At 55.6% G+C, this 19,692-nt stretch carries 17 protein-coding genes, 1 other RNA gene and 1 pseudogene; 11 read left to right on the top strand and 8 right to left on the bottom strand.

Translation table 11 applies throughout. The features are described from left to right. Positions 1 to 2: 2 nt before the first annotated feature. The 5 genes from ACX1DW_RS21695 to ACX1DW_RS21675 all read left to right on the top strand — a co-directional run bounded on the left by ACX1DW_RS21695 (position 3) and on the right by ACX1DW_RS21675 (position 6,243). Positions 3 to 308: a hypothetical protein gene (locus tag ACX1DW_RS21695; RefSeq protein ID WP_102838562.1), complete on the top strand. Its 306-nt coding sequence runs from the start codon at positions 3 to 5 to the stop codon at positions 306 to 308. Between the two features lie 133 nt (positions 309 to 441). Then, positions 442 to 820: a transfer-messenger RNA gene (ssrA, locus tag ACX1DW_RS21690) on the top strand. Between the two features lie 98 nt (positions 821 to 918). Then, the gene (locus ACX1DW_RS21685; protein ID WP_243364923.1) at positions 919 to 3,360 is read left to right on the top strand and encodes a site-specific integrase; all 2,442 of its coding nucleotides are present in this window, start codon (positions 919 to 921) and stop codon (positions 3,358 to 3,360) included. A gap of 162 nt (positions 3,361 to 3,522) precedes the next feature. Continuing rightward, on the top strand, positions 3,523 to 4,782 hold the full coding sequence (locus ACX1DW_RS21680) for a site-specific integrase (RefSeq protein WP_011914403.1): 1,260 nt from the start codon (positions 3,523 to 3,525) through the stop codon (positions 4,780 to 4,782). A 1,095-nt stretch (positions 4,783 to 5,877) separates the two neighbouring features. Then, positions 5,878 to 6,243 (top strand): histone-like nucleoid-structuring protein, MvaT/MvaU family, encoded by a 366-nt coding sequence (locus tag ACX1DW_RS21675; RefSeq protein ID WP_017243953.1) that lies wholly within the window; start codon positions 5,878 to 5,880, stop codon positions 6,241 to 6,243. A 125-nt stretch (positions 6,244 to 6,368) separates the two neighbouring features. On the opposite strand, the gene umuC is transcribed toward ACX1DW_RS21675, so the two are convergent. Both umuC and ACX1DW_RS21665 read right to left on the bottom strand, forming a co-directional pair. Beyond that, the gene (umuC, locus tag ACX1DW_RS21670; RefSeq protein WP_458992361.1) at positions 6,369 to 7,649 is read right to left on the bottom strand and encodes a translesion error-prone DNA polymerase V subunit UmuC; all 1,281 of its coding nucleotides are present in this window, start codon (positions 7,647 to 7,649) and stop codon (positions 6,369 to 6,371) included. Then, a complete protein-coding gene (locus ACX1DW_RS21665; protein ID WP_458992360.1) occupies positions 7,636 to 8,067 on the bottom strand; it encodes a LexA family protein in 432 nt (143 codons plus the stop codon). Before ACX1DW_RS21665 ends, umuC begins: the two co-directional genes overlap by 14 nt. Positions 8,068 to 8,149: 82 nt before the next feature. Between ACX1DW_RS21665 and ACX1DW_RS21660 the strand changes: the two genes are divergently transcribed. The 3 genes from ACX1DW_RS21660 (at position 8,150) to ACX1DW_RS21650 (ending at position 11,718) form a co-directional block, all read left to right on the top strand. Next, positions 8,150 to 8,863: an SOS response-associated peptidase family protein gene (locus ACX1DW_RS21660; RefSeq protein ID WP_011914413.1), complete on the top strand. Its 714-nt coding sequence runs from the start codon at positions 8,150 to 8,152 to the stop codon at positions 8,861 to 8,863. Positions 8,864 to 9,301: 438 nt separating this feature from the next. Beyond that, the gene (locus tag ACX1DW_RS21655; protein ID WP_019406364.1) at positions 9,302 to 10,210 is read left to right on the top strand and encodes a DMT family transporter; all 909 of its coding nucleotides are present in this window, start codon (positions 9,302 to 9,304) and stop codon (positions 10,208 to 10,210) included. A gap of 263 nt (positions 10,211 to 10,473) precedes the next feature. Continuing rightward, the gene (locus ACX1DW_RS21650; protein ID WP_079328581.1) at positions 10,474 to 11,718 is read left to right on the top strand and encodes a helicase/relaxase domain-containing protein; all 1,245 of its coding nucleotides are present in this window, start codon (positions 10,474 to 10,476) and stop codon (positions 11,716 to 11,718) included. A 40-nt stretch (positions 11,719 to 11,758) separates the two neighbouring features. On the opposite strand, the gene ACX1DW_RS21645 is transcribed toward ACX1DW_RS21650, so the two are convergent. Both ACX1DW_RS21645 and ACX1DW_RS21640 read right to left on the bottom strand, forming a co-directional pair. Continuing rightward, a complete protein-coding gene (locus ACX1DW_RS21645) occupies positions 11,759 to 12,400 on the bottom strand; it encodes a DUF6685 family protein (RefSeq protein WP_017246259.1) in 642 nt (213 codons plus the stop codon). Positions 12,401 to 12,757: 357 nt separating this feature from the next. Further along, positions 12,758 to 13,738 carry an IS5-like element ISAch1 family transposase gene (locus tag ACX1DW_RS21640; protein WP_014819624.1) on the bottom strand — a complete coding sequence of 327 codons (981 nt, stop codon included), beginning with the start codon at positions 13,736 to 13,738 and terminating at the stop codon, positions 12,758 to 12,760. A gap of 323 nt (positions 13,739 to 14,061) precedes the next feature. Here ACX1DW_RS21640 and ACX1DW_RS21635 point away from each other — a divergent pair, with 323 nt between their 5' ends. Both ACX1DW_RS21635 and ACX1DW_RS21630 read left to right on the top strand, forming a co-directional pair. Then, a complete protein-coding gene (locus tag ACX1DW_RS21635) occupies positions 14,062 to 14,718 on the top strand; it encodes an SOS response-associated peptidase family protein (protein ID WP_011914452.1) in 657 nt (218 codons plus the stop codon). Between the two features lie 55 nt (positions 14,719 to 14,773). After that, on the top strand, positions 14,774 to 15,406 hold the full coding sequence (locus ACX1DW_RS21630; protein ID WP_011914453.1) for an HAD family hydrolase: 633 nt from the start codon (positions 14,774 to 14,776) through the stop codon (positions 15,404 to 15,406). 86 nt (positions 15,407 to 15,492) lie between these two features. Here ACX1DW_RS21630 and ACX1DW_RS21625 read toward each other — a convergent pair whose 3' ends face one another. Beyond that, positions 15,493 to 16,383: a cation transporter gene (locus ACX1DW_RS21625; protein ID WP_011914454.1), complete on the bottom strand. Its 891-nt coding sequence runs from the start codon at positions 16,381 to 16,383 to the stop codon at positions 15,493 to 15,495. Positions 16,384 to 16,475: 92 nt separating this feature from the next. On the opposite strand from ACX1DW_RS21625, the pseudogene cadR reads away from it, so the two are divergent. Next, positions 16,476 to 16,862 (top strand): annotated as a pseudogene (gene cadR, locus ACX1DW_RS21620) (Cd(II)/Pb(II)-responsive transcriptional regulator); the annotation flags it as partial. Between the two features lie 42 nt (positions 16,863 to 16,904). Here the strand turns inward: cadR and ACX1DW_RS21615 are convergent. The 3 genes from ACX1DW_RS21615 to ACX1DW_RS21605 form a co-directional block, all read right to left on the bottom strand. Continuing rightward, entirely contained in the window at positions 16,905 to 17,222 is a 318-nt protein-coding gene (locus tag ACX1DW_RS21615; RefSeq protein ID WP_019405735.1) for a co-regulatory protein PtrA N-terminal domain-containing protein, read from the bottom strand. A gap of 240 nt (positions 17,223 to 17,462) precedes the next feature. Continuing rightward, the gene (locus ACX1DW_RS21610; RefSeq protein WP_125883062.1) at positions 17,463 to 18,836 is read right to left on the bottom strand and encodes a heavy metal sensor histidine kinase; all 1,374 of its coding nucleotides are present in this window, start codon (positions 18,834 to 18,836) and stop codon (positions 17,463 to 17,465) included. Next, positions 18,833 to 19,507, bottom strand: coding sequence for a heavy metal response regulator transcription factor (locus tag ACX1DW_RS21605; RefSeq protein WP_013982153.1), 675 nt, complete (start codon positions 19,505 to 19,507; stop codon positions 18,833 to 18,835). The genes ACX1DW_RS21610 and ACX1DW_RS21605 overlap by 4 nt, the downstream gene beginning before the upstream one ends. Positions 19,508 to 19,692: the final 185 nt, after the last annotated feature.

Here is a 19,692-nt window from a genome sequence, read left to right as displayed (position 1 = left end):
CAATGAAAGTTCATGCACTGCTCGCATCCGCGGTACTGCTCGCCAGCCCCGCCGTCTTCGCCCAAGACGACCTGTGTCAGCTCAACCTGCAGGAAATTGACGACAACATGGCCGCCAACACCGCCACCCTGGGTGAGCCGGCCAAGAGTCAAGTCGACGAGTACGTAAAACAGGCTCGCCAAGCCCAGCAATCCGGCGATACAGAGGCCTGCATCGCGCACTCCACCAAGGCACTGCAAGAGCTGAAAGGCCCGGGCAGCACCGGTAGCGGCGGTACCAGCGGCTCCGGTTCCGGCGCCGGCAACTAAGCCAGGCCGGCGGGATCGTGCGAGCGATCCTGCCGCTGCCAAGCTGTACATTTTGCAACCAGCATGGCTACAAAATGATCGACAGCGCAGAGAGATCGCCGTACACTCGCGCCCAGCACCACAAGCTGCACCAGGGGCCGATTAGGATTCGACGCCGGTAACGAAACTTGAGGGGCATGCCGAGTTGGTAACAGAACTCGTAAATAAACTGTTGCAAACTTATAGTTGCCAACGACGACAACTACGAAGGGTACGCGCTAGCCGCCTAACCTTCATCTGGTAGCTTCGGCTCCAGCGGTCACTAGGGGATGCCTGTAAACCCGAAATGACCGTCAGATAGAACAGGATCGCCGCCAAGTTCGCTGTAGACGTAACGGCTAAATCTCATACAGCTCGCTCCAAGCACCCTGCCAATCGGGCGGCGCGGAGTTAACTCAGTAGATCTGGCTAAGCATGTAGAACCAATAGCGGAGAGCTGGCGGACGGGGGTTCAAATCCCCCCGGCTCCACCAATTCAACACTGAAACCCGTCTAGAACGCGGGTTTCAGACCAGATTTGATGGCATTGGATTACTCACAGTCCGTCTGTGAATCCAAAAGGTATGCCATCATGTCCCAGCGCCAAAGCAAAACAGGTGTTCCGCACCTCGTCTATCAAGCCAAAACCGGCTTCCAGTACTACCTGACTTTCCCAAAGCATTTCGCAGCCAACCCCAAGCTGCCCGCGCAAATCCGGTGGGCGCTAAGTCACGACGAAGCCCTAGCCCGCGATCTCGCTAAGTACCTGAATGCTTCTTTCGAGCAGTTCCTTGCCAAGGCAACCGAGCACTACGTCGAGCTCTTTTCTGACCGCCTGCTGGTTGACCTCCAAAGGTTTCACCTTGCGGTAGCGGAAGCACTTAAATTCGCCGACCGAGTTTGGAAAGTCCGCCCGTCGCCCATGAAGCTCGCGAACCAAGACCTTTCGGTCGCCGACGCTCGCATGATGAAAGAGAGTGCCGAGCGTGTAGTGCTCTATAGCCACGAGCCAGGGGGCGAAATTTTCTTCGCACTGACACCAACGCCCGCACTGGTAAAAGCGCTTGGCGTTGGGTTCGTACGCTTCGACTGGCCGCTCGGAACCTGCAATCACAACGTCGCCAGCGACGCTGCCCGGTACATTTACGCCGCCCTTGATGTGCTTGAGACTGTCCCACCCTCTCCAGGTCGCTACTCGAAAGAATCTCCTGCGTTTGCAGCGATGACGCTTTATGAATACCTGTGCCATGCCCGCCCAGACCAGGGTCGGAATCTCATGCACATCCCCCCAGCACTACCGCAGTCTCGGCAAGCTTTGCATTTTCATCTTCAACAAGCCAACGCGATGCATTTGAAGCTGCGCATCATTGATCGTGCGTTCCTGATGCAGGAAGAGTCCGGGCTTTATGTGATGCTTATCGAACTCGATCCGCTGTGCATGAAAGCGCATCTGAGAGAAAAGAAAAGCTTTCGGGTTGAGCTGCTCACTAGCTCCATCATCATTGCGGTCCTCATGCTGACGTATACGCTGCAGAAGGTTGATAAGGTGCTGTTGCGTTACTTTCAGGAAGACGATCACCAAGATCCTTACGCCCAAGCCATGCAGGAAATCGGTGACCTGGTTCGGCGGATGTTGGGTTCTGCTGCAACCGCCGAGCCTATGCAGACGATTCCGGAGCTGAACTCGCCGACAGATGCTGTGGCACCGCCACAGGATCCAGGCACGCTCGCGTTGCTGAATGCGCTCGGGAGCGTTCTGCCCGACGCGCAGAAAGCCAAGCTTGAAACCCTCTTTACGCAACCCTCCGTCAACGATCGCATTGTCTCGCCGGCGCGTGGTTCAAACGCAGGGTTGAGCCTCGCAGCTTTGGTAAAGGAATACGAAGAACGGCAAATTCGTGAAGGCGCCTGGGCTAACCCGCGGACTCGCATTACCGCAAAGGCCCGCCTGGAAGGCCTGTGCGAGCTGCTTGGCGGGCACCGGCAAGTCGAGACGCTGACTCGCGCTGAATTCAACACGCTACGCGATCATCTGCGTAGCTATCCGAAGAACCGGCATCGCCTCCGTGCCACGCGTAACCAGCCGCTAAGTAAGATCATTAGCGACGGTAAGTTCGAGCCAATCAACCCTCGCACTGCGAAAAAGTTTTTTGAGCTGGCAAGGGCCCTTGTCACCTACGCTCATGATCAGGGTTACATCACCGAAAATATCGCGGCCGGATTGGCATTCAGCACCAAAGGAGCCGAGGCGCCGAGGAAGCGCACGTATAGCCCAAGCCAGATCGAGAAACTTCTTCACGGTCCGGCCTACACACTGACCACGCCGCCGCGCTGGCGCTTGGATGACTACAAGTTTTGGCTGCCGCTGCTTGGCCTTTTTACAGGCGCAAGGCTAAGTGAGCTGTGCCAGCTACGGCTCGAAGACATTCGGCAAGAACTCGGCGTCTGGCTCATCAGCATCAATCGAAGCGGGTCGAAACAGCTGAAGACGTCCGATTCGGAAAGGTTGGTGCCGATTCACCGGCAGCTTATCGAGTCGGGCTTCCTGGAGTTTCATCAAGCACGCCTGGAAGCTGTCGAGCGAGACGGCAAGGCTCCGCTTTTCGACAATATTCGGGTATACGGCGACCTTTCTCCCGGGCATGTTGCGAGCCGTTGGTTTCTCGGCTCAAGCCAGATTAGCCGGGGTTACCTTGGGCTTTGCGGCCTGGGAGATGACGGCCTGACGTACCACGGTCTGCGCCACACCTTTATCAATCAATTTCGCAGACAGAACCTTGACCTGGCGAAAGCCAAAGCGCTTGTAGGCCACTCGGATAAAAGTACCACCGGTGGGTACGGCGACTGCTATCCGTCTGACGTGCTCAAAGACGAGCTCGACAAGCTCGATTTCGGGCTAGGGCTGGGACACATCCATTACCGGCACTATCAAGAGTTACGAGAACGCCAGGGCGTTTTCAATGTCGGTCGCCCGGTTGGCACCCCCTTCCCCAGCGTGCGGGTTGCTAAGCGACACTGGAAAACGTACGCATAATATTCAGCTAATAAAAGGTAGGGGCTCGCTCTTACCTTTTGCTCATCTTGCGATTATTGACAAGTTGTCAATAAAAACTATCGCATGGTAAATCCTAATAGATTATCTTGACTGTTTATCCATCCAGTAATAATCTCAAGCCTCACCCACTGTGAGGTATATATGAATGTAACTGCCCCCCTCTCCATTCCTTTTTACAAAGGCCTGAGTCTTATCGTCGAACCCGGCCATGAAGAACACTTGCGAATCGCGTTGGCAAACATTTCAGCGATTACGGATGCGATAAACCGCTTTCAGTCTTCTCCTTTGCTTACCGAGTTCATGGACATAACGCTGTCCCGCTTTCTGCGAGAAAACAATTACGCAGGGAAATCCGAGCACATGCTTCGAGCGCGGATGGAGAAACTAAAAATCGCTCTGACGCAAGATAATCCTACCCGCCGAGTTGCTGAGCTTGATCGGGCCGACGTACAGCGTCTGAAGGATCAGCTACCGTCGTTACTCAAGCAGAACGCTGCGTCGGGTAGCAAAGGCGCAAACCTCACGACCTACTATCAGTTGTTCAATCGAATGCTGGACGAAGCACTTGAGAGCAAGCTGATTACCGAGGCGATCAAAGTCGCGACCTGCAATACAAAACACGCCGAAATCACCAAGCCATTTCTGGATAGCAATCTGAATCAGATGTTCTCAGGCTGGCCCTACAGAAAGTATCTCGCAGGCGACCTGCCGAAAATCAACCAGGACGCCAAGCCCTATCGGTTTTGGTTGCTCCCGCTTGGGCTCTATACCGGCGCGCGGCTTAACGAGCTCTGCCAGCTACGTGTGCATGATGTGATCCAGGATGTCCACGGCGTAGACCTTATCGATATCAACGATAATGGCTACAACAAGTCGTTGAAGACGGGGCCGTCGGCTCGGCAGATTCCAATCTGCTCGAAGCTAGTGGAGATGGGCTTTCTAAATTTCGTAGAAGAACGGCGCCAGGCCGATGGCAATGACGCTCTGCTTTTCAACGAGCTGAGCTTCGATCCAAAGCACCTATACTCCCGCGACCCAAGTCGGTTTTTCTGCGGGCCGTGCACGGGTACAGGATACATCGGTCAGCACTGTCCGCCGGCGGTTAATGGCGGGCTCAATTTTAAAAGTCTCCGTCGCTCGTTTGCCGTTCGGCTGGAACGGTCAGGCATATCTCCATCCACGATCGCCTATCTGCTCGGCCATGAGGGTGGTGCACCAGAAGTCACAGCAGACCATTACCTGGAGCAGCCACTGAGTCTGAGATTACTGGAGCAGATGGAACGGGGACTGACATACAACGCACAGACCGAGCAGATCCGCTGGGAGCATTTTAAAAAGCTGCTCGCAAACCAAGCCGGACGCGGAAAGCGAGGAAGGAGAACTAAGCAAAAGCCTTGCTAGCGCGTAGCGTTCAAAACAATCATCGCCTGGAGATGATTATGAGACAGGATGAATAAAAGGCCGCAGCCAATCTGCGGCCTTTTTCGTTCTGAACACAACAGGAAAGAAACCGAATTTTCACGCAACTCCGGGCATCGCTTGCGGCGACGGTTGGCACGCCCTATCGCTGAGCACAGTCCACCATCGAAGAACTTGCATCCGCTGCGACGAGAATTCCGTGACAGTCGGCTGCTGCCACACAAATTTCAGTTGAAGCGTGGGCGCTTTGGCATCAGACCGGACACCGCTTCATAACGCCACTGTGACAGACACACGGCACGGTCACCCGGCGCATCGACACTCACTAACTGCCGCAAGCCCTACGAGTGACACGGCGAGACTGCAGCACTCGAGTCATGTGACATGGCGGTCGTAAGACAAGTGTGCCGCAGTGATCGGGCTTATGATTGAGGCCGGGGCGGCAGCGCCCGCGAATGGCGCAGCTCACGTCTGTGCACAATCGCCATTTCGGCCAGGCAACGCCTGGCGGCTATGATTTGACAACAAAATTGCGGGGGCATACTTGAAGCAGCGAAGCGTTCCTTCAAGTATGCCCCCGCGCCCCATACTTGAAACCTTCAAGTATGGGGCAGTTGAGCATTTTGGGCGTTTGCAGGTAAGCGAAACGAATGTGGAGCGAGACCGAGCAATAAGACCAAAATGATCAACTGCCTTCGCGAAGCGGCTGCCATTGTTGTCAAAAAAGGCAGCTTTCTTCATTTGCCGCAGGTAAATGGCTAGCTCCAATTTCGATGCTATGCATGGCTACCTCTGCTAAAGCAGAAGAAGCCTGCTCACGTCCGCTTCCTCTACGGGATGCGCGACGTTTCTATGCAACGGCCGCCGCTTGGTCACCTCCCATTTTGCTAACCCACCACTTCATATGTCAGGAAGTACGCACCTCTCTGGCTGACAAACACTCCGCAGCGCCATCCCTGTACCAGCCTTCTCGATGACTGAATTACTCACGAAATCGGTCGGTCCTTAGTTTTCTCCCTCCGTGCCCAAGCGGTAGACTGAGACACACAAAGCAGTTTCGTTCTCCGAAGGTTACCCATGTCCAAACTCGCCGAATTCAAAGCTCTAGAAGCCCAGCTCGCAGCCCAGCTCAAGCAGCTTGATGCTCTTAAGAATGACGACAAACTCAAGCGCGAAATCGAGTTCGAGGAAAAACTCCGCAATTTGATGGGGCAATATGACGTAGGCCTGCGCGAAATTATTTCAATATTGGATCCGCAGCCCAGCCGCACCAGCATCAGCGCCACCCCGACGTCTCAAGCGCCTCGTCGGCAGCGCCAAGTTAAGGTTTACAAAAACCCAGAAACTGGAGAGGTGGTAGAGACGAAGGGTGGCAATCATAAGATTTTGAAAGCTTGGAAAGAAAAGCACGGCGCCGAAAAGGTAGAGGGTTGGCTTCAGTAAGCTATCCGACCAACACAAGAGCCAGGCACTGCCTGGCTTTTTCTTTACGCTTTCAGCGGTCAACGGATGCAAGCGATCGCACTACAACCAGTACCTGGAATTCATCGGTCCTCGCATGCACTCGCCTAGTTGCACCGCACCACCCACAACTGATCCAGCCTGGTCGTGAAACTTTGGCTCATCATCTCCCGTCGCATGCCCCAGTCCGGCGCGGTGGTTACGCGGCCGGGCCGGAGGGTATTGCGGCCCCACTTGGCGTTGATTGCATCGAGCACGCCCATAACGCGCTCCGACGCGGCGGGCTGGGTTTGGGCGAATAGATCGTCGGTGTACTCGCCGCGCTGGCAGAGGTCCATCAGCAGGACCTCTGCCTTGCTGAACGAAAAGCCATCGCGATAGATGTGTTCCAACCCAGCGATCGCCGCCCGGATGATGTAGCGGGTGTCGTTGGTGGGATACGGCAGCTCACACACGACGCCTTTCGCGAACTTGGGCTCGTCGGGATTAAACATGCCGGTACGGATGCTGATTCGGACGCGCTTGCACATGGACTGCTGTGCCCTCAGCTTCTCGCTGGCCCGAGCGGCATATGCCGCCACTGCGTCCTTGATTGGCTCAAGCTCGCGCAGGCGCTTGCCGAACATCCGCGAGCAGCAGATCTCCTGTTTGGGTGACGCGACCTCCTCCAGATCGAGGCACGGCGTCCCGCGCAGTTCGCGTGCGGTTTTCTCGATGACCACGCTGAATTTTTTGCGCAGGGTCCAGGCATCCGCGCTAGCTAGATCCCAAGCAGTACGTATGCCCAACCTGTTCAGGTGCTCGGTCATCCGGCGACCGACACCCCATACATCGCCGACGTCAGTCACGCGCAGCACCTTGTCGCGCCGCACCGGGTCGAGAAGGTCCACTACCCCACCCGTCTGCTTCTGCCAGCGCTTCGCTGAATGGTTCGCCAACTTGGCGAGCGTCTTGGTCCCCCCAATGCCCACCCCGACCGGGATACCTGTGCTGCGCAGTACCTCAGCGCGGATCCGCCTGCCGAGCACTTCGACGTCTGGCACACCGGTAAGGTCGGCAAACGACTCGTCGATTGAGTACACCTCAACCGCAGGCACCAGGCTCTCGATGACCGTCATGACGCGCTCGCTCATGTCGCCGTACAGCGCGTAATTGCTGGAAAACACCCCAACGCCCCAACGCTCCAGGTCGCGCCGGATCTGAAAATACGGCACGCCCATTTTGATACCGAGCTGCTTTGCCTCGGCCGAGCGCGCGATCACGCAGCCGTCATTGTTCGAAAGCACGACGATAGGCGTACGGCGCAAGTCTGGTCGAAAGACACGCTCGCAGCTGGCGTAGAACGAGTTGCAATCAATGAGGGCGATGGCCCGCTCAGTACTTGCCATGGATTCGGATGCTGTATGACACCACGCCCCATACGTAGAGTTCTTCGCTTTCGAGGAGGTACCGCGGCGGGAACTTCGGATTAGCCGAGCGCAGAATGACCTGGCTGCCGGCTCGGTCGAAAATCTTGACCAGAGGCTCGTTATTCAGCGCTGCGATGATCACCTCCCCTTTTTCTGCCTCCCGTCCCCGGTCGATGATCAGAATGTCTCGGTCGAAAATGCCGACCTGGATCATGCTCTCCCCGTCTGCGCGCGCCAGGTAGGTATGCGGAGCTCGGATGTTCATCAGCTCGTCGAGCGAGATGCTCCCCTCCATGTGGTCCTGCGCTGGGCTCGGGAATCCGGCGGGCACGCAGAAACTGAAAAACGGCAGTGCAATTGTGGCGGGAGCAGCAGGTCCCAACATATGGATGGGCATGGCACAGACCTCATAACTGTATGCATATACAGTATTCTGAAGCTAGAGTCCGGTCAATTGAACCAGATGTGCGGGGGCACCCATGTGTGGACGTTTCGCTCAGTACCGAATCGCCTATGAGTACCTGGACAAGATCGCGATGCAGCTGCCCTTGCCATTGCGTGGCAGCGTGAATCCTGAGCCAATCGGACGCTACAACGTGTGTCCGCAATCACTGGTTCAGCTCCTGCACCAGGACGATGATGGCCTGCGCATGGAGCCGGTCAAGTGGGGTTACGCCCCATTGTGGGCACAGGGGAAGCGACCACCAGCGATAAATGCCAGGGTGGAAACGGCCGCGACTAGCAAGTTCTTTCGCGATATCTGGCAAACCGGCCGCGCAATAGTGCCCGCTGATGGTTGGTACGAGTGGAAGAAGGACGCGGCCAACCCGAAGATCAAGCAGCCCTACTACATCACGCTCCGTAGCGGCGAGCCGATGTTTTTCGCTGCGCTCGGGCGGTTTCAGCGAGGCGCCTCGCTGGAACCCCGAGACGGCGACGGCTTTGTTGTCATTACGTCATCTAGCGCTGCCGGCATGCTCGATATTCACGATCGGCGTCCTCTGGTTCTATCGCCAGAGTACGCTGCGCTCTGGATGCAGCAGGAGCTTTTGCCGCTCAAGGCTGAGGAGCTAGCACTGGCGCATGGTTTATGCGTCGAGGAATTCGAGTGGCATCCGGTGGGTAAGGACGTCGGGAACGTGCGGAATGATGGGCCGGAACTTATCAATAGGATCGCCCAGCCGCTGGTATAAAGGCATTTCGCTTCAATGACCGTTGGTGACAACCTAAATCAAGTGCGAGCTTTGCTTTCAGGCCCGCCACTGTATGGGCTCGCGCGACGGTGAGTCGTCAGTTTAGAAAAGTGAGCCAGGGAAATTCGCTAAAGCTCAAACGACGAGCTTGAACACACCTCTTAGGGGCAGATAGCACCGCTTCCGCTTACGGCCAGAAGCGGAAGCTGGCGACAGTGCATCGGGTGCCATGTTGTAGCCATCTGTCGATGGCAGCTTGCTGCAGACTGGTTTGTAGCACCTGTTGACAGCCTGCTGCCCCAGATTGATTAATAGCGGCAGATGAAAGCGCTTTACCGACTTGCCTTAACGTTAGAGAAGAGATTGAAGGCAAACTCGGGCTTTCTTGCGGCCTCTCCGCATGCTCTAACCACTCCAATTTGAATGGATGGTTTTCGCATGCCTGTTCGTCAGACATATCTATGCCTGTTAATCCTCGGAACCGCGTTCTGGGGGATTTCGTTTGCCTTCACCAAAGTGGGTGTTGCGGACGGGTCACCCTTCGTATTCCTGGGGTACAAGTTCGCACTCGCTACGCTAGTGCTTTGCGTGATCTTTTTCAGACGGCTGAAACTGATCAACAAAGAAACGCTCCTGGCCGGCGTGGCCATAGGTCTACCCTTGTGTTTGGGTAACATTTTCCAGACTGTCGGGCTTCAGCACACCAGCATCACCAACACCGCCTTCATCACTGGCCTGGATGTATTGCTCATCCCGGTCTTCAAGTGGGCTCTCTTTCGGAAGCGCGTCGAGCCTCGAATCTGGCTCTGCTGCGCCGTCGCGCTGACAGGGCTCTATCTGATCGTTACGAGGGCCGGGCTTACTCTGAATCCAGGTGACATCTGGATCATGTGCTGTGCAGTCTTTTTTGCCGCATATGTGCTCACGGTTGGCTTCTTCTCGCATAAGTACGACTCGATGCTTACGGTCATCATTGCGCTGGCTACCTGCGCTACTGGATACCTTTTTGCTGCACTTTTCGACGCTAGGGCCGAATGGGCCCCAATGGATTCCTCCTTCTGGGAAGGAGTTCTGTTCTGCGCGTTGCTCGCCACAGCCTTCATGTACGCGGTTCAGAGTGCTGCGCAGAAGTATCTCGAAGAAGAAAAAGTAGCCCTGACCTACCTGTTCGAGCCCATCTTCGCAGCATTCGCGGGAGCGATGCTCCTTGGCGAAACCTTGGATGGAAGAACCCTGGCCGGTGCAGCTCTCATCTTTTCAGCTCTGCTGATCGCCGAGATTGATGTACCCAAGTTCTTATCCCGCCTGCTGCGCGCCCTGTTTGCCCCGTGGGCTAGGCGCCAATGAGTATTTGGATGGAATTCTGTGGAGGCTTTGGTCGGTAGCTGCCGGAGGCAGCATTTGGCCGATTGCCGCCGGTGACGACTGGCAGCTACCGGGCCAGAGCGGCGTTTCGGTTCACGTGCTTCAGCACGGCGCCGGCTCTTCGAGCAGGCTCGCTGAGCACTCTTAAACCCCGCAGCGCTGCTTCACCAATGAATGCCCTCTCTCTGCCGCTCACGAATCAACGCACACACGAATTCCGCGTATGCGTTCTATGGGTACATTGATTGAATGGTATCGGATGGATCTCATCCAATCCAGAGCTCTGGGGTGCTTTGCTGTACGTACTGGCTGGCCAGTTTGAGCACGCTGGGGTTCTTGGGGACATCGTTGTAAGGTCTGACCAGGCGTCGGTCGCCCATGAGCTTGGCGGCAATCCAGACAGAGCTGTGGCAGCACCGCGTAACACTCTTCAGCGTCAGCTCCTCGATGGGCTGCGCTACCTGGTGAAGAACGAGCTCAAGTTGAATCAGCCAGACGCTTCCGATGGCTGGATCACGGCCGATGCGATCTGGCTGGTCAGCAAGACCGTTTCGGATCGGCTGCGTGCTCACCTCCTCAGCCAAGGGATTGAGGGTGTTCCGGACCGCAACTCCACTCTCTTCAATGTCTTTCAGGATAACGGCCTGATTGTTGCGAATCCTGCTGGCAAAGCTATTTGGGATGCCGAAATCCTGAGCCCTACGGGATGGAAGAACGCATTCACGTTCTTGAGAGTTTCACCTTCACTCATATGGGCAGCTGGCGAAGACCGCCCGGAGCCTTTTGGCGGCTCGGTGCAAGTCCTCAACGAAGAAGCAGCCCCTGCCGCAGCTTCCGAAGCGCAGGAGGAAAAGCCCAGCCTTACTGCCGGGGGCGGCGATGCCGTTGCGGCAGAGCCTCAAGGGGACGAACCCGCAAGTGACCATGGACCGCAACCCGATGAGGTAGATGATACGGACTACCTTCTGGATCTGATGGATATGCGTGACGCGCCGACCAATTCGGTACCCGCCCCGGCGATGCCGGCGGCGTCCGAGGTCGAAGCTCAGTCAGACACTGCCGCGACCGCTACCATCGCTGGCCCGATCGGCGACACGCTAGGTCACCTTTTCATGCACTGGCTAAAAGTGGGTGTAGGAACCCACAAGATCATTATCAATGATGCAAAAGCCAAGGTTCACACCGTCAACGGCACGGCTTTTCTGGTGACTCCTGAAATATTCAGAAGGTATGCCCAAGAGCATCCGACCCTCTTCTCAGCGAGGGCTGGCGAAGGACAGCCATGGCTGCAGGTCCAAAAGTCGTTCGAAAAGCTGAAGCTTCACGTTAAGAAGAGCAACGGACATAACATCTGGACGTGCGAAGTCTTTGGACCTCGTAAAACGAAAACACTGAAGGGTTATATGCTCAAAAAACCCGGCGACGTATTCACAACTGAGATGCTGGATAATCCCAATCTCAAACTTTGTGAGAGTCAGGATGATCACTAGCTATCATTGGATAGTTGCGCTGAGGTCTGGACTACCCTAATTATGGCGGATTGACTTTGTTGATGACCGCTTGTGACTGGGCAGCTAGGCCAGCCAAGTAAGCGCCTAGGTCCTGGAAATTGTTTTCCTTGAGAATCCTCGCAACCATGGCAGAGCGCTTCTCCTTTAGCGGTAAAAAAATTGCGCAACGCTGGTGGTTGTGCGGGCGGGGCAATGTCTTCCAATAATACGTTGCCTTGAAGCGAGCCATAGCTTCGTTGAACCCCAACCAAGCATCAGGCTCATGCGACAACACGAACATGCCGTATTCACGCCTGAGTTCTGTTATAGCCTGCTCACATAACCCGTAGATCTTATAGGTTCCGGTCAGCTCAACCGGCTGTTCAAGCCGCGCCGCGATGTACTTGGCAGCTGCGAAGTGATGCGAACCGCCGGAGTTCATCAGAAAGACGCGTCCGTCCCAAGCCCAAGTGGCGAAATAATCGTGATCGACGTGGCTGATGATCCGAATTTCATCCCAGGCCAGATTCTTCGCCAGCTTCGCCGGAGATATCTCGTCGATCATCTCGGGTGAGTTCCTTACCACCATGTCATCCATGGTGGCGAACTCCTTGAGTTCGGATTTCGACGCGGAGAAGCCATCTACCTGTTGGATATCGCACCGCCACCGTTGGATCTGCATCTCGCTGCCAACGCGCAATAGTGGGGCGCATTCGATGCTAGTCGAGCCATACCGACCATAGGTGCGGCAGTGGGTCCATCCATTCAGCTTGTCGCGATATATCCCGCGCTCATAAATAAGAGATCCGAAGTCGTGCCACCTAACAACCGCTCCTGCGCCAATACCTTTTGCTGTTTCCTGGATGGGCGAATTAAGTTTGACTGGGCTCTTAAGGATGGTCTGAAGTAGTCACGTATTTCTGGCTGACTTCAGCCCTGCCAATTTTAAAAGCGGCGATTCGTCTAAAAAACGATCGAATCATCCATTTTTTCTGGATTTTTAGCCGCCGCGAGCACCTCGCGCCGGCCATTTCCCACATTACAGGCGCACCTCTCCTGTATTCGCCAGTAAATGTCGGCGCGCCATCCACAGGTTCGACAGGGCGAACAGCGTCACTAACTGCGCCGTGTTCTTCACCAGCCCTCGAAAGCGAACTTTGGTGTAACCAAACTGGCGCTTGATCACCCGAAACGGGTGCTCGACCTTCGCCCGCACCTGCGCCTTGGCCTTCTCGACCTTGCGCTTGGCTTTGTAGAGCGGGCTGCTCTTGCCAAGCTTCTTGTAAGTGCTGCGGCGTGCCGCGACCTGCCAGATCACCGCCCGGCCTTCATGTTCGGAGCGCTTTTCGACGCCCGTGTAGCCGGCATCGGCGCAAACGACGTTTTCGTCGCCGTGCAGTAACTTGTCGACCTGAGTGACATCCGCCACGTTGGCTGGCGTACCGACTACGCTGTGTACCAGACCCGACTCATCATCCACTCCGATGTGGGCCTTCATGCCGAAGTAATATTGGTTACCCTTCTTGGTCTGGTGCATCTCCGGGTCGCGTTTGCCGTCCTTGTTCTTGGTCGAACTCGGCGCATTGATCAGCGTGGCATCGACGATGGTGCCTTGGCGCAGCGACAGGCCGCGATCTCCCAGGTAGCCATTGATCACGCCAAGGATACCGGCCGCCAACTCACGCTTCTCCAGCAGCCGGCGGAAATTGAGGATGGTGGTCTCGTCCGGAATGCGCTCCAGTCTCAACCCGGCGAACTGACGCAGGATGGTGGTCTCGTACAGCGCTTCCTCCATCGCCGGATCGCTGTAGCCGAACCAGTTTTGCATCAGATGTACGCGCAGCATCGCCATCAGCGGATAGGCGGGTCGGCCGCCTTCGCCCTTGGGGTAATACGGCTCGATCAAGGCAATCAAACCCTTCCATGGCACAACCCGATCCATCTCGATCAGGAACAATTCCTTGCGGGTCTGCTTGCGCTTACCGGCGTACTCGGCGTCGGCGAAGGTCATCTGCTTCATCGGAAACTCGGGCGGGTGGAGAGTCTGGGCATTTTGCCAAATCAGGAAGTCTTCTTCAGAGTTTCCTTAATCAGCTTCATGAGCGTTGCAGGATACCCACAGTCCTCACGCACTGAGTCCCATAGAAATGTTCCTGCTCTGCGCCAGAAAGGGAGGGGCTGATCTATCGACATGCATTCACCATCGTCGGAGGCAGGCGTTCAGTATAAGGATGTACTCAGTAAGCGGGGTGCCGCGAGAGATTGTCCTAATCATAGATCCCACTCGCCAAGGCGTTGCGGGCCGCAACACCGAGCAGCACAGTGACGAATGAGAGGTGTGTTATGTGCAGTCGTTACGAAGCCCCTACCCCAGAGCGTCTCCAAGAAGAGTTTGGTGTCGAGTTCGACGCTCAGGAGAAGCTCGAATTGTGGCCAGGTTATGCCGGGCCGTTCCTGCGCAAGCCTCGCAATGTCGACCCGTACGATGACGCCGTGTTGCCATTTGAAGCTGAGGTGGGAGTGTTTGGGCTCCTGCCCTTCTGGGCCGACAAAAAGCTGGCACGGTCCACCTACAACGCCCGTTCTGAGACGGCCTCGGTCAAGCGGTCATTCAGGGAGGCATGGAAGAAGGCACAGCACTGCATCATCCCTGCGGTGGCGATCTATGAGCCCGACTGGCGAACAGGCAAGGCTATTCCTACTCGAATTTCCCGTGCCGATGGGCGGCTGCTAGGGATAGCGGGCCTATGGGAGGTAGAACGGCAACCTTTTTTGGGTCTGATGAGCGGATTGACCAACTACACCATGGCTGACGAGCTTCGCGTAAAGCAGGCACTCGACATTGCTGTCGCGACCGGTGATCTGCTGGCGGTCGACAAGAACGGCAAAACAAGGCGTCGAAAAGGCACAAGCATCAAGTCGACAGATATCCTGATAGCGCCCCCGCAAAGACCCATCTTCTTCGTGCCACCTCTGAAGAAATCCAGTTCAGAAAACTGAGGGGCGGCATCGCTCTTCGGGTGGTCGGTTCGCCTCCAACGGTAGTGGTACTGGCATGATACAAGCAGTAGTTTTCGATGTGTTTGGCACGCTTCTCCAGATAGATGAGCGTCGCCATCCTTTCCGCCAACTGATGCAGCACCTGCGGCTTCAGGGCAGAACACCAAGGCCGGATGACGCACGGACTCTGATGACTCGAAATCTGGGTTTGGCTGGAGCTGCCGATTATTTCGGTGCGCAGTTGAGCAACTCTGAGTTAGCTAGCCTTGAAAGCGACCTTTTCACCGAGCTGGCCAGCGTTCGCCTTTTCGATGATGCGTTGGAGTCGCTAAATCAGCTAAAGAACGCCGGCCTGAAGCTCGCGTTGTGCTCCAATCTCGCAGCCCCATATGCGATTCCAGCCAAACTGTTACTGCCGTCGTTCGATGTTTACGGATGGAGCTTTGAGGTTGGGGCAATAAAGCCTGAGCCTGCAATCTATCGTCAGATGATCGAACAGCTTGGCTGCGAAGCCTCCGCCATCGCAATGATCGGTGACACGTTGCAAGCCGATATGCTTGGTCCAATTGGGCAAGGCATGCGGGGCTACCACCTACAGCGTGAAGGAAAAGCCGATCAGTGCGGCTTCGTCTCGCTGATGGACTTTGCAGCCCACGTTCTGCAATACCCACCATCCGTTAATGGCTAAAGCTGCGTCGCCAGTTCTAGCTGTCGCCGCTAGACCCGGATGGCTTACAGGCATGACGACACCCTTTTTCTGTAACGGGAGCTCCTTCAGCTCTTGAGCGCCAGAATACGCCGAGCGCCGTTGAGAACGATGAATCCCACAACAGTACCGATAATCAGGTCTGGGTAGTTGGATCCACTCCAAGCGACGAGCGCTCCGGCGACTATGACGCCCACGTTGATGACCACATCATTGGCGGAAAATATCCAGCTCGCTTTCATGTGGGCCCCGCCTTCCCTGTGTTTGGAAATCAGCAGCAAACAACCCATGTTGGCGAGCAATGCCAGGAATGCGACGGCCATCATTATCAGCGACTCGGGCTCGCTGCCGAATACAAAGCGTCTAAATACCTCTACGAGCACGCCGAGAGCCAAAATCAGCTGGAGCACACCAGCAAGGTGTGCAGCACGCACCTGCAGGCTGACGCTACGCCCCACCGCATAAAGGGCTAGGCCGTACACTGCCGCGTCAGCGAACATGTCGAGCGAGTCGGCAATCAGACCCGCGGACCTGGCGACCAGACCAGCAGTCATCTCTACCACGAACATGAAGGCGTTGATGCCTAACAGTAAACGTAGGGAGCGGGACTCCTGTGTAGATTCCGCCGAATTCTCGACGGCTTTAATCATCTCCGGGTCTGCAGTGACGGTTTTCTGAAGTGTGGCGCCTAGCCCTAACGCCGCCAGCTTTGTAGTTATGGGCTCAACGGCCCCGTCATGCATGACGTCTAATCGACGGTCCGATAAATCAAAAGTCAGTTTCCGAATTCCGTCCAAACTATTCAGCGCCAAGCGGATCATTCGCTCTTCTGATGGACAATCCATCTTGGGCACGGCGTAAACACTGACCCATTGCCCCGTCGTATCGGAATGATTTTGCACACCGGCATCGGCGGCTGGTGTCGCATCGCAGCCGCAGGGACCATCGGACTTGCTCATGATACGGCTCCACTTGAAATCGAAGATGGGGTCATTAAAAGCCCTATAGCTACTACAAGGTCAATAATGCAGAGCCGATAAGGATTCACACGATGCGCATTGGTCAATTAGCAAGGCTAATAGGGATTGATACACAGACGATCCGCTTCTATGAGCAGCAGGGCTTGCTGCCACCGCCTGATCGCCAGGCGAACGGCTATCGTGTCTACACCGAGAAGCATGGCGAGCGGCTAGCCTTCATCCGGAGCTGCCGAATCCTGAATCTGTCACTTCCAGAGATTCACGCACTCCAACGCTACCAGGATGACCCTCGCCAGCCTTGTACGGCCGTTAATGCCTTGCTCGATGAACACATTTCTCAAGTCAAGTCGCAGATAACCGCTCTGCAGTCACTCGAACGACAACTCGTATCACTGCGGGCTAATTGCAGTGATGGGCGGGAAGTTGAGGCTTGTGGAATTCTCGCTGGCATTAGCGAGGACGCGTGCATTAAATTAATGGCGTTGGGGCTTACTGGCCTGTTAGCCGTTGTTTATACCAACCGGGGCGCTCAAAAACTCAACCGTATGGATCTTCCCATCAGGGGTCTTAACCTTCATCTCGTACGTTTGAACTTTGCCGTTAGTTCTATAACTCTGAATCATTCCGGTCGTACCGGTCGTCCCTGCAGGTGCTATGCTCAGCACTTTACCTTCTTTAACAAGTATTTTAAGGGTGGGATTTGTTACTGACGCACTCTCAAGGCGCTGCATTGTTAGTTCCCCTCCGTCTTCAGCCATAGCGAGCGAAGAAGCAGCGGCCAGAAAGAACGGCAGGATTACTTTAGCAGGGCGGTTCATTTGTTACCCTCTTGGGTTAGTAGATACCTTTAGATTAAAGGGTTGACCCTTACCAGAAGATGTTCTTCGCATTACAAAGCAGTAATTAACCATCGCTTTCTGCCGATTCGGCTCTGTTTTAAACTCATCGTTTTTGTAGACCATCCCACGCTCGATTAGGCCATGCATGCATTACATGCATGCATTAAATGTATGGCGTTGGTCTGATGGGGAGTGGGTACCAAGCCGTATCACTTTGAATCAGGCGTGCCGAGGAAAGGTGAGTTCGAATGTGGTCCGACCGTCTTTGCTGGCGACGGCCACGTGGCCTTTGTGGAGGTTCATCACTGAACGGACAATAGCTAGCCCCAATCCTGCCCCACGAGGTTGTATGCCGTTAACGCGGTAAAAGCGGTCGAACAGGTGCGGGAGATGATCCGATTCGATAGTCGCGCCATGATTGGTGACAGCCAGCGAGACGATGTCTATGTCCTTCTCAAGTATCTTAATTTCGACCGTGCTGCCAGTATTCGAATGCCGCAACGCGTTGGATAGCAGGTTGGAAATGGCCCGTTGGACCATAAGCCGATTTCCTAGAACTATGGCATCGCCCGTTACCGTCGTTGCGACTCCGGCTTCTTCGGCGAGGACTTCGAGGTATTCACAGACGCGATTCGCCTCACTTCCCAGGGATAGTTGTTCGAGTTTCAGTGCTGGGCTGGCGTGGCTGGCCTGGGCGAGAAACAGCATGTCTGACACGATTCGATCCATGCGTTCGAGCTCTTCGACCGACGATTCGAGCACTTCCCTATATTGCTCCTTGCTTCGCTCACGCACCAATGTCACCTGCGCCTTGCCTATCAGGTTATTTAGGGGAGTCTTCAACTCATGGGCCACATCGTCCGAGAATTGTGACAGTTGCTGAACTCCGTCATCGAGTCGATGAAGCATTACGTTGAGGCTGTGCGCCAATTCCTGAAGCTCTAGTGGAAGCTGATCGCTGCGGATTCGGGGTGACAGATCCTGCGTCGATACCTTTGTCGCCAAGGCCCGAAACTTGCGAAGCGGTCGCAAACCGTTGTTAGCAACTAGCCATCCAGCCAACCCGATCAACATCAGCAGCATCGGCACAGTCACTAAGGCCGAGCGCAGGAATGCAGCCACTAGCAGTTGATCGGCACTGCGATCTTGCGTAAGTAAAAGCGTCATTGGAGCCAGTCCCGGGACCTGTATTTGCTTGCGCCCGGTTAGCATCTGCACGCCGTCTTCCGTGGTCCAGCCTAGGTATTCACCGTCTCTGTTCACAAGATCCATCTGCTGCGGCGCATGGGCGAACCGGCCGATACTAAAAATGGGGGGTTTGGCTCTATCGCCGATGACGGTAATCGAAAGGTTGTCATGGCCGAGTACCGTATCGCTCAGTGCGTGTTGCCAGGAGCGGCCCATACGGGCTTTGGTGTCTTCTAGGAGTCCATGATCGATCTGCGAGAGCTTGGCCGTCACTTCCTCCTGGGCGCGCAGTTCCAGTTGGCGCACAAGTACCCAGTAGCTCAGTGCAATCAACAGCGCGACCAAGACGGCGCCGGTCAATGTGATTTGAAGCGCGAGACGCGATGCGAGGCTGAGTGGCTTCAAGGCCGCGCCTCCAGCACGTAGCCGACACCGCGAATGGTGTGTATCAGGCGATCGCCAAAGGGTTCGTCCACCTTCATCCGTAGGCGACGGATTGCAACATCCACCACATTGGTATCGCAGTCGAAGTTGATGTCCCACACCAGGGCGGTTATTTCGGTACGCGTGAGAACCTCGCCAGTCCGGCGCATGAGCAGATGCAGTAGCGCAAATTCTTTGCTGGTGAGATCAATACGCTGACCGCTCCTGTAGGCCCGATGCCGGCCCGGGTCGAGTTCGAGGTCGGCTACACGCAGATTGCTCGGGAGTGCGACCGCCTCGCCTCGCCGCAACAATGTTCGGATACGAGCGAGCAGCTCGGGGAACTGGAACGGCTTGACCATATAGTCGTCGGCGCCCGACTCCAGGCCGCGGACCTTTTGCTCTAAGCGGCCATTGGCCGTCAGCATGATGACGCGTGTCTGCTTACGTCGCCTGATGAGTTCGAGCACCTCCCACCCGTCCATGGTTGGCAGATTCACGTCTAGCAGCACGATGTCATAGTCGTTCTGCAGTGCCAGGTGGAATCCATCGAGCCCATCACTTACGCAATCGACCGTGTAACCACACTCGATGAGACCCTGCTGCAGGTATTCCGCAGCTTTAATCTCGTCTTCTACAACCAGAATGCGCATGTTTTCAGATGACTCAGCAATGAGGTGCGCGGTAAGCGGAACCAAAAAATTATTCATGTAGCAACTAGGCCAAGACTAACGCGGCTTGCCCAGCATGGAAGGCAGGCCGTAAAGATCAGCCTAGGGAAGCGGGAAGCACTTTAACGCGGTAAAAGTCCTGCGGGGCTGTCTTGCAAATTTGTAAT

Source organism: Stutzerimonas sp. KH-1 (assembly GCF_054483855.1).
This window is presented reverse-complemented; position numbering and strand designations above follow the sequence as displayed.

What these genes read in the sequence shown, in the direction of transcription:
- ACX1DW_RS21695 (WP_102838562.1), top strand. Translation starts at nt 3, where the DNA reads ATGAAAGTTCATGCACTGCTCGCATCCGCGGTACTGCTCGCCAGCCCC.
- ACX1DW_RS21685 (WP_243364923.1), top strand. Translation starts at nt 919, where the DNA reads ATGTCCCAGCGCCAAAGCAAAACAGGTGTTCCGCACCTCGTCTATCAA.
- ACX1DW_RS21680 (WP_011914403.1), top strand. Translation starts at nt 3,523, where the DNA reads ATGAATGTAACTGCCCCCCTCTCCATTCCTTTTTACAAAGGCCTGAGT.
- ACX1DW_RS21675 (WP_017243953.1), top strand. Translation starts at nt 5,878, where the DNA reads ATGTCCAAACTCGCCGAATTCAAAGCTCTAGAAGCCCAGCTCGCAGCC.
- umuC (WP_458992361.1), bottom strand. Translation starts at nt 7,649, where the DNA reads ATGGCAAGTACTGAGCGGGCCATCGCCCTCATTGATTGCAACTCGTTC.
- ACX1DW_RS21665 (WP_458992360.1), bottom strand. Translation starts at nt 8,067, where the DNA reads ATGCCCATCCATATGTTGGGACCTGCTGCTCCCGCCACAATTGCACTG.
- ACX1DW_RS21660 (WP_011914413.1), top strand. Translation starts at nt 8,150, where the DNA reads ATGTGTGGACGTTTCGCTCAGTACCGAATCGCCTATGAGTACCTGGAC.
- ACX1DW_RS21655 (WP_019406364.1), top strand. Translation starts at nt 9,302, where the DNA reads ATGCCTGTTCGTCAGACATATCTATGCCTGTTAATCCTCGGAACCGCG.
- ACX1DW_RS21645 (WP_017246259.1), bottom strand. Translation starts at nt 12,400, where the DNA reads ATGCAGATCCAACGGTGGCGGTGCGATATCCAACAGGTAGATGGCTTC.
- ACX1DW_RS21640 (WP_014819624.1), bottom strand. Translation starts at nt 13,738, where the DNA reads ATGAAGCAGATGACCTTCGCCGACGCCGAGTACGCCGGTAAGCGCAAG.
- ACX1DW_RS21635 (WP_011914452.1), top strand. Translation starts at nt 14,062, where the DNA reads ATGTGCAGTCGTTACGAAGCCCCTACCCCAGAGCGTCTCCAAGAAGAG.
- ACX1DW_RS21630 (WP_011914453.1), top strand. Translation starts at nt 14,774, where the DNA reads ATGATACAAGCAGTAGTTTTCGATGTGTTTGGCACGCTTCTCCAGATA.
- ACX1DW_RS21625 (WP_011914454.1), bottom strand. Translation starts at nt 16,383, where the DNA reads ATGAGCAAGTCCGATGGTCCCTGCGGCTGCGATGCGACACCAGCCGCC.
- ACX1DW_RS21615 (WP_019405735.1), bottom strand. Translation starts at nt 17,222, where the DNA reads ATGAACCGCCCTGCTAAAGTAATCCTGCCGTTCTTTCTGGCCGCTGCT.
- ACX1DW_RS21605 (WP_013982153.1), bottom strand. Translation starts at nt 19,507, where the DNA reads ATGCGCATTCTGGTTGTAGAAGACGAGATTAAAGCTGCGGAATACCTG.